Origin of the sequence: Parvibaculum sp. (assembly GCF_039680535.1) — a bacterium.
Classification (GTDB): Bacteria; Pseudomonadota; Alphaproteobacteria; order Parvibaculales; family Parvibaculaceae; genus Parvibaculum.
This window is the reverse complement of the sequence record NZ_JBDKSS010000021.1, coordinates 19,500-27,671: the sequence shown is the minus strand read 5'-3', so window position 1 is coordinate 27,671 and position 8,172 is coordinate 19,500. Positions and strand designations below refer to the sequence as shown.

Here is an 8,172-nt window from a genome sequence, read left to right as displayed (position 1 = left end):
GTCTTTTCCTTGCCCTTGCCGAAATGGCGATGGCTGGCGGCGTCGGCGCGAAGGTCGAAGCACCGAAGGACATTCCGCTCCATGCCTGGGCTTTCGGCGAGGATCAGGGCCGCTATGTCGTCACCCTGCCCGAAGCTGCGGCCAAGGGCCTGCTGGACCGCGCGGCGAAGGCCGGCGTCCCCGCATCCCGCATCGGTGCGACCGGAGGCCGCGAATTGACACTCGACGGCTGCAATCCCATATCATTGCAGCGGCTCAAGGATGCCCATGAGGGCTGGCTGCCGGCCTATATGGCGGCGGCGCCTGCGGAAGCCCTTTGAGGCCCTGAAACCGGGAGTGTTTACGGCATGGCTATGATTGCGAGCGATATCGAACGTCTGATCAAGGAGGCGCTTCCCGACGCCTTGGTCGATATTCGCGACCTCGCAGGAGATGGCGACCATTATGCGGCCAGCGTCGTGTCGGCGGCCTTCAAGGGCAAGACGCGCGTGCAGCAGCACCAGATGGTCTACAACGCGCTGAAGGGCGGCATGGGCAACGAGTTGCATGCCCTCGCCCTGCAGACCTCCGTACCGGAAAATTGATCCAACCCCTTATCAACGAGCGACGCTTCGCAGGCGCGCGGAAGGACATCAGATGAGCGACAATCCGGTCTTCGACCGCATCCGCGAGGAAGTCGAGAGCAACGACGTGGTTCTCTTCATGAAGGGCACCCCCGTCTTTCCGCAGTGCGGCTTCTCGAATGCGGTCGTTCAGGTGCTGACCTATCTCAACGTCCCCTTCAAGGGCGTCAATGTGCTCGAAGATGCTGACATCCGTCAGGGCATCAAGGACTTCTCCGACTGGCCGACGATCCCGCAGCTCTATGTGAAGGGCGAATTCGTCGGCGGCTGCGACATCGTCCGCGAGATGTTCGAGCAGGGCGAGCTGCGCGAGTTTCTCGCCCAGAAGGGTATCGAGACGGAAGCGGCCTGATCCCTCTCTTTCCGAAGAGCGGCAGCAGCCGGAACCTCACGCTGCTGCGCGTGTAGGTTCGCGGCGGCGGGACAGCGCGGTTCACCTGTCGCTGCATCTGACGCGAAACGTTTCGACAAACAAAAAGGCCGCTCTTTCGAGCGGCCTTTCGTGTATCGGGCGTCCTGTCGGAATTACGAACGCGAATAGTGTTCGACGACGAGGTGCGGTTCCATCTGCACCGGATAGGGCACATCGGCCAGACCGGGGACGCGGACGAAACGAGCCGTCAGCTTGTTGGTGTCGACTTCGAGATAGTCCGGCGTGTCGCGCTCGCCGCTCTGCACCGCTTCGAGAACGATGGCGAGCTGCTTCGACTTCTCGCGGACCTCGACGACATCGCCTTCCTTCAGGCGGTAGCTGCCGATGTTGACGCGCTTGCCGTTGACGAGCACATGGCCGTGATTGACCAGCTGGCGGGCGGCAAAGACCGTCGGCGCGAACTTCGCGCGGTAGACGGCGGCATCCAGACGGCGCTCGAGCAGGCCGATCAGAAGGGCGCCCGTGTCGCCGCGAAGGCGCGAGGCTTCGACGTAGATGCCGTGGAACTGCTTCTCGGAAATGTTGCCGTAGTAGCCCTTGAGCTTCTGCTTCGCGCGGAGCTGCACACCGAAGTCGGAGAGCTTGCCCTTGCGGCGCTGGCCGTGCTGGCCGGGGCCGTATTCGCGGCGGTTGACGGGGCTCTTGGCGCGACCCCAGATGTTTTCGCCCATCCGGCGGTCGAGTTTGTACTTGGCTTCCTGGCGCTTTGTCATCGCGATTCCTATCAAATAGTGGAAACGCCCCTCCTTCGCCTTCAGAGCCTAAGCCCTTGGGCCGACAGGGAAAACTGGCTCAAGCGTTGCCGTTTCCCACGGGTGCGTAAATGAAAACGGACCCGGGAGGGGTCCGTCTTCAGGGCGGTTTCTAGCCCGTACCGCCGCGGGTGTCAAACAATTGAAACCGAACGCGAAATTAGCCCTCGGGCCCCTCGCCTTTCGGCACCCGGCGGGTCAAAGCGGCGACGACGCCGCGCATGGTCCTGACCTCCTGCTCGGTCATCACCGCCCGCTGGAACATGTTGCGGAGGTTCCTGACCATAGAGGGGCGCTTCTCCGGCGGCTTCAGGAAGCCGAAGCGGTCGAGCTCCCCTTCCAGATGCTCGAAGAAGCCCAGAAGCTCCTCCTTGGTCGCAGGCCGCGTCTGGAGATAGTCGATCTGCTCGGCGGGGGTGCGGTCCGCCGCCTTGAACCACTCGTAGCCGATCAACAGCACCGCCTGGGCGAGATTGAGCGAGGCGAAGGCCGGATTGACCGGCACCATGAGAACCGCGTCGGCCAGCACCACATCGTCATTGGTGAGCCCCGTGCGCTCCGGCCCAAAAATAATTCCGGCCCGCCTGCCGCTCCCGATGACCTCGCGGAGCTTCGTCGCCGCGGTTTCCGGCGTCAGCACCGGCTTCACCATGTCGCGCGTCCGCGCCGTCGTCGCGATGACATAATCGAGGTCCGCCACGGCCTCCTCTGTCCGCGACACCAGCCGGGCATGGTCGATCACGATATCGGCACCTGACGCAGCGGCACGGGCGCGTTCATTGGGCCAACCGTCGCGAGGGGAGACCAGACGCAGATCGGAAAGGCCGAAATTGAGCATGGCGCGGGAGGCCGTGCCGATGTTCTCGCCGAGCTGCGGCTGCACGAGAATGATGGCCGGCGCGCTCTCGCCTTGCGAAAGATCGGCTTTGGTCTGGTCGGTTCCGGCCATGATATTGGGCTCGCGCATGAAATATTGTGTCGCTGAATAGGCGATTGGCCGTCTTTAATCAATCGGCCCGCAATGTTATAGGAAACGGTCCCACAAGCGCCCTGGCGCGCTGCGCGCCTCGCCCGCCTTACTGCTCACGCTTTCTCGAAGGGTTCAGTTCCATGTCCAAGATCAAGGTCAAAAATCCGGTTGTCGATCTCGACGGCGATGAAATGACCCGGATCATCTGGAAGTGGATCAAGGACAAGCTGATATTTCCCTATCTCGACATCGACCTCGCCTATTTCGATCTCGGCATGGAACACCGCGACGCCACCGACGACAAGGTGACGGTCGAAGCCGCCGAAGCGATCAAGAAATATGGCGTCGGCGTCAAATGCGCGACGATCACGCCAGATGAAGCCCGCGTGAAGGAATTCAACCTCAAGAAGATGTGGAAGTCGCCCAACGGCACGATCCGCAACATTCTCGACGGCACCGTTTTCCGCGAACCGATCATCTGCCGCAACATTCCCCGCCTCATTCCCGGCTGGACCGAACCGATCGTCATCGGCCGTCACGCCTTCGGCGACCAGTACCGCGCCACCGACTTCCGCGTTCCCGGCAAGGGCAAGCTCACGATGAAGTGGGTTTCGGAAGACGGCAAGGACACGATCGAGCATGACGTGTTCGAGTTTCCGGGCGAAGGCGTCGCCATGGGCATGTACAACCTCGACGCCTCGATCCGCGACTTCGCGCGCGCCTGCCTGAAGTTCGGCCTCGACCGCAAGTACCCCGTCTACCTCTCGACGAAGAACACGATCCTCAAGGCCTATGACGGCCGCTTCAAGGACATCTTCCAGGACGTCTACGAGAAGGAATTCAAGGCGGACTTCGACAAGCACAAGCTCGTCTATGAGCACCGCCTGATCGACGACATGGTGGCCTCCTCGCTCAAGTGGTCGGGCGGCTATGTCTGGGCCTGCAAGAATTACGATGGCGACGTGCAGTCGGACTCGGTCGCGCAAGGCTTCGGCTCGCTCGGCCTGATGACCAGCGTGCTGCTGACGCCGGATGGCAAGATCATGGAAGCTGAAGCCGCCCACGGCACCGTGACGCGCCACTACCGCGCCCATCAGCGCGGCGAGCAGACCTCGACCAACTCCATCGCCTCGATCTTCGCCTGGACGCGCGGCCTGACCCATCGCGCCAAGCTCGACGGTACGCCGGAGCTCGAGAAATTCGCCCACACGCTTGAGAAGGTTTGCGTCTCGACGGTGGAAAGCGGCTACATGACGAAGGACCTCGCCCTTCTCGTCGGCTCGGAGCAGAAGTGGCTCTCGACCGAGGGCTTCCTCGACAAGGTTGCCGAGAACCTCACCAAGGCGCTGGCGAAGCAGGCTTGATCAGCCTGCTATCTCGTCTGCCTGCGAGCCCTTCTCGATCTTGATTTCGGCCATCTCGCTCTCGAGTTCGGTGCGCCGTTTCAGATCGCGCAGGCGTTCGTCCGCGATCCTCCTGATCCGCTCATAAACATCAGGGTGGCGGAGCATGAATCGGGAAAAGTCGCCGCTGTGCAGCTTCAGCAAGGTGCAGCGCGTCAGCGCCATGATGTCGGCCGCGCGGTGCCGCGACTGGAGCAACGCCATCTCGCCGAAGAACTCTCCCTCGCCGAGCATGACGGGGCCGGTGGGGAATTCGATCTGCACCTGCCCCGACATGATGAAATACATGCCGGTCGCTTCCTCGCCCTTGCGCCCAATGAGGGTTCCCGGCTCCACGGCCTGCGCGTGGAGCAACTGCACAAGATTGCCGATGGTCAACGCGTCCAGCCCGCCGAAGAGCGGCACACGCGCGACCATGCCCCAGGTGACGACGAAGTCGCGGCGATGAATCTCCGCCGCGAAGCCTGACGAGATGATCGCAACGGGAAGCGCGAACATGCCGAAACCGGCGATCATCACGAAACCCGCCATCAACTTGCCGAGAGGCGTGATGGGGACGACATCGCCATAGCCAATGGTCGTCAGCGTGGCCGCCGCCCACCACATGGCGCGGGGTATGCTGCCGAAGGCTTCCGGCTGGACCGCCCCCTCGATCTCGTACATGACCGCTGCCGAGCCGATGATGAGGCCGAGCATGATGACAATGGCGCCGAAGATCGCCCGGCGTTCGTTGTAGAGCACGCGGCCCAGCGTCCCGAGCGCTGGCGTCGCCCGGGCAAGTTTCAGGAATCGGACGAGCCGGAAAAGCAGCGCGATCTTTGGATCGAAGGCGACGAGGAGCGAAACATAGAAGGGCAGGATCGCCGCGAGGTCGATGAGCATGGGGGGCGTCGTCGCCCAGGTGAGCCGCGCCTCCCTGCGGGGCCTGCCAACCAGCGGAGGATGCTCGACGCAGACCCAGAGGCGCGCGAGATATTCGAGCGTGAAAATACCGACCGAAATTTCGTCGAAGAGAAGCAGGTCGCCGCGAATCCAGGTTGCTATCGACGGCTCGGTTTCCGCCACCACCGCCGCAACATTGGCGAGAATGAGCAACACAATCGAGATGTCGAAGATGCGGCTCGCCGTTGTCCGGCGCCCGGATTCGAGAATGACATAGAGTTGACGCCGCAGGAGCGTCAGGCCCCTGCGGCGCTTATGTTTGGATGCGTCAAGCGGCGCCGGCAAGCTGCCCCACAACGGCCCGGACCGCCTCGAGCGCGGCATCGGCCTTGTCCCCATCGGGACCGCCCGCCTGCGCCATGTCCGGCCTTCCGCCGCCTCCCTTGCCGCCCATCGCCTCGGCACCCGCCTTGACGAGCTCCACCGCGTTGAAGCGCGAGGTGAGATCGGCCGTAACGCCCGTCGCGATCGCGCCCTTGCCGTCTTCGCTCACCGCGACCAGCGCGACGATGCCGGAGCCAAGCTGCTGCTTCGCCTCATCGACGAGGCCGCGCAGATCCTTCGGGTTCACGCCCTGGAGAACACGCGCGATCACATTGACCCCACCGATGGCCTGCACCGGCGAGGCTTCGGCCGCGCCGCCGCCCGACATGGCAAGCTTCTTCTTCGCCTCGTTCAATTCGCGTTCGAGGCGCTTGCGCTCCTCGACCAGCGACGCGACGCGGGCGGGAAGATCTTCCGGCGATATCTTGAGCGCGCCCGCCGCTTCCCTGGCGATGCGCTCCTGATCGACGAGATAGCGCCGCGCGCCCTCGCCCGTCAGCGCTTCGATGCGGCGAACGCCCGAAGCGACCGCGCTTTCGCTGATCACCTTGAAGATGGCGATGTCGCCGACGCGGCGCACATGGGTGCCGCCGCAAAGCTCGACCGAATAGGTCTTGCCGTCGGTATCGTCATTGACGCCCATCGAGAGCACACGCACTTCATCGCCATATTTCTCGCCGAAAAGGGCAAGCGCGCCGGCCTCGATCGCCTCTTTCGGCGTCATCAGGCGCGTCGTCACGTCGCTGTTCTGACGGATGACCCGATTGACGATCTCCTCGACCTTCGCGATTTCATCCGGCGTCATCGGCTTCGGATGGCTGAAGTCGAAGCGCAAACGCTCCGGCGCGACCATCGAGCCCTTCTGCGTGACATGTTCGCCGAGCACGCGGCGCAGCGCCTCATGCAGGAGATGTGTCGCGGAATGGTTCGCCCGCGTCGCCGCGCGGCGGGTGCTGTCGACCTTCATCTCGACCACATCGCCGACCTTGATCGAGCCGCGCGCGACCTTGCCGAAATGCACGATCATGTCGCCAAGCTTCTTGAGCGTATCGGAAACCGGAAACTCGACGCCGGCTCCGTTGAAGAGCAAGCCCGTGTCGCCGACCTGGCCGCCGGATTCGCCGTAGAAAGGCGTCTGGTTGGTGACGATCGCCGCTTCCGTTCCGGCCGCGACGCTTTTCGCCGGCTTGCCGTCGACAATAATCGCCACGACCTTGGCTTCCGCATTCTCGGTGTCGTAACCGAGGAATTCCGTGGCGCCGACCTCTTCGCGCAGTTCGAACCAGACCGTCTCCGTCGCCTTCTCGCCCGAGCCCGACCAGGCCTTGCGCGCCTCTTCGCGCTGGCGCTGCATGGCGCTGTCGAAACCGGCCTGCTCGACGGCGATGCCCTTGGGGCGCAGCGCGTCCTGCGTCAGGTCGAGCGGAAAGCCATAGGTGTCATAGAGTTTGAAAGCGACTTCGCCCGGAAGCACCTTCGCGCTGCCGATCTGCTCCAGCTCCTCGTCGAGCAGGCGCAGACCGCGCACCAGCGTTTCGCGGAAACGTGTTTCCTCGAGCTTCAGCGTCTCGGTGACGAGCGCCTCGGCGCGGCGAAGTTCCGGATAGGCATCGCCCATCTGACGCACCAGCGCGGGAACGAGCTTCCACATCAGCGGCTCGGTGACGCCGAGAAGCTGCGCATGGCGCATGGCGCGACGCATGATACGGCGAAGCACATAGCCGCGGCCCTCGTTCGAAGGCAGCACGCCGTCGGCGATCAGGAAGCAGCTCGAACGCAGATGGTCGGCAATGACGCGATGGCTCACCGCATGAGAACCGTCCGGATCGGTGCGCGACGCTTCCGCACTCGCCACGATGAGCGCGCGCATGAGGTCGGTGGCGTAATTGTCATGCGTGCCCTGAAGCACCGCAGCAATACGCTCAAGGCCCATGCCGGTGTCGATCGAAGGCTTGGGCAGGTTGGTGCGCGTTCCGTCCGCATGCTGTTCATACTGCATGAAGACGAGGTTCCAGATCTCGATGAAGCGGTCGCCATCCTGATCCGGGCTTCCGGGCGGGCCACCGGGAATCTTCGGGCCGTGATCGAAGAAGATTTCCGAGCAGGGGCCGCAGGGGCCCGTATCGCCCATCGACCAGAAATTGTCGGCGGTCGGGATGCGGATGATGCGCTCGTCCGGGAGGCCCGCGATTTTCTTCCAGAGGTTGAAGGCCTCATCGTCATCGACATAGACCGTCGAGAGCAGGCGGTCCTTCGGCAGGCCGAATTCCTTGGTGATGAGGTTCCACGCGAATTCGATCGCATCGGCCTTGAAGTAATCGCCGAAGGAAAAATTGCCGAGCATCTCGAAGAAGGTGTGGTGCCGCGCCGTATAGCCCACATTGTCGAGGTCGTTGTGCTTGCCGCCCGCGCGCACGCATTTCTGCGCGGTCGCGGCGCGCTTGTAGGGCCGCGTCTCCTGACCCGTGAAGACGTTCTTGAACTGGACCATGCCGGCATTGGTGAAAAGCAGCGTGGGGTCGTTGTTCGGCACCAACGGACCGGAGGGCAGAACCTCATGGCCGTTGCGGCCGAAGAAGGACAGATACTTGCTGCGAATCTCGTTGAGGCCGGCCATTCCGTCGTCTCGCTTCAAAACCTTGGGCTTCCCGCCCTGTCCGTGAATCAAGGCGGCGTACCGGGAAAAGTTAAAGTCGTTCCAGCTTTTACCGTCCGCCCCGGCAAC

At 63.2% G+C, this 8,172-nt stretch carries 8 protein-coding genes; 4 read left to right on the top strand and 4 right to left on the bottom strand.

What is annotated here, in order from left to right; genetic code table 11:
- The 3 genes from ABFC66_RS14050 to grxD form a co-directional block, all read left to right on the top strand.
- Nucleotides 1-320 (top strand): AIR synthase-related protein (locus tag ABFC66_RS14050; RefSeq protein WP_346741588.1); only part of this gene is annotated, 320 nt, incomplete at its 5' end.
- Between the two features lie 27 nt (nt 321-347).
- The gene (locus tag ABFC66_RS14045) at nt 348-584 is read left to right on the top strand and encodes a BolA family transcriptional regulator (RefSeq protein ID WP_346741587.1); all 237 of its coding nucleotides are present in this window, start codon (nt 348-350) and stop codon (nt 582-584) included.
- 52 nt (nt 585-636) lie between these two features.
- Nucleotides 637-975 (top strand): Grx4 family monothiol glutaredoxin, encoded by a 339-nt coding sequence (gene grxD, locus ABFC66_RS14040; protein WP_346741586.1) that lies wholly within the window; start codon nt 637-639, stop codon nt 973-975.
- Nucleotides 976-1,148: 173 nt separating this feature from the next.
- Here the strand turns inward: grxD and rpsD are convergent, their stop codons facing one another.
- Both rpsD and ABFC66_RS14030 read right to left on the bottom strand, forming a co-directional pair.
- A complete protein-coding gene (gene rpsD / locus ABFC66_RS14035) occupies nt 1,149-1,769 on the bottom strand; it encodes a 30S ribosomal protein S4 (RefSeq protein WP_346741585.1) in 621 nt (206 codons plus the stop codon).
- Between the two features lie 199 nt (nt 1,770-1,968).
- The gene (locus ABFC66_RS14030) at nt 1,969-2,757 is read right to left on the bottom strand and encodes an RNA methyltransferase (RefSeq protein ID WP_346741584.1); all 789 of its coding nucleotides are present in this window, start codon (nt 2,755-2,757) and stop codon (nt 1,969-1,971) included.
- A gap of 161 nt (nt 2,758-2,918) precedes the next feature.
- On the opposite strand from ABFC66_RS14030, the gene ABFC66_RS14025 reads away from it, so the two are divergent.
- Nucleotides 2,919-4,142, top strand: coding sequence for an NADP-dependent isocitrate dehydrogenase (locus ABFC66_RS14025; protein ID WP_346741583.1), 1,224 nt, complete (start codon nt 2,919-2,921; stop codon nt 4,140-4,142).
- Here the strand turns inward: ABFC66_RS14025 and ABFC66_RS14020 are convergent, their stop codons facing one another.
- Together ABFC66_RS14020 and alaS are read right to left on the bottom strand one after the other, a co-directional pair.
- A complete protein-coding gene (locus ABFC66_RS14020; RefSeq protein ID WP_346741582.1) occupies nt 4,143-5,408 on the bottom strand; it encodes a cyclic nucleotide-gated ion channel in 1,266 nt (421 codons plus the stop codon). It abuts the gene before it with no gap.
- On the bottom strand, nt 5,392-8,064 hold the full coding sequence (alaS, locus tag ABFC66_RS14015; protein WP_346741581.1) for an alanine--tRNA ligase: 2,673 nt from the start codon (nt 8,062-8,064) through the stop codon (nt 5,392-5,394). The genes ABFC66_RS14020 and alaS overlap by 17 nt, the downstream gene beginning before the upstream one ends.
- Nucleotides 8,065-8,172 lie beyond the last annotated feature (108 nt).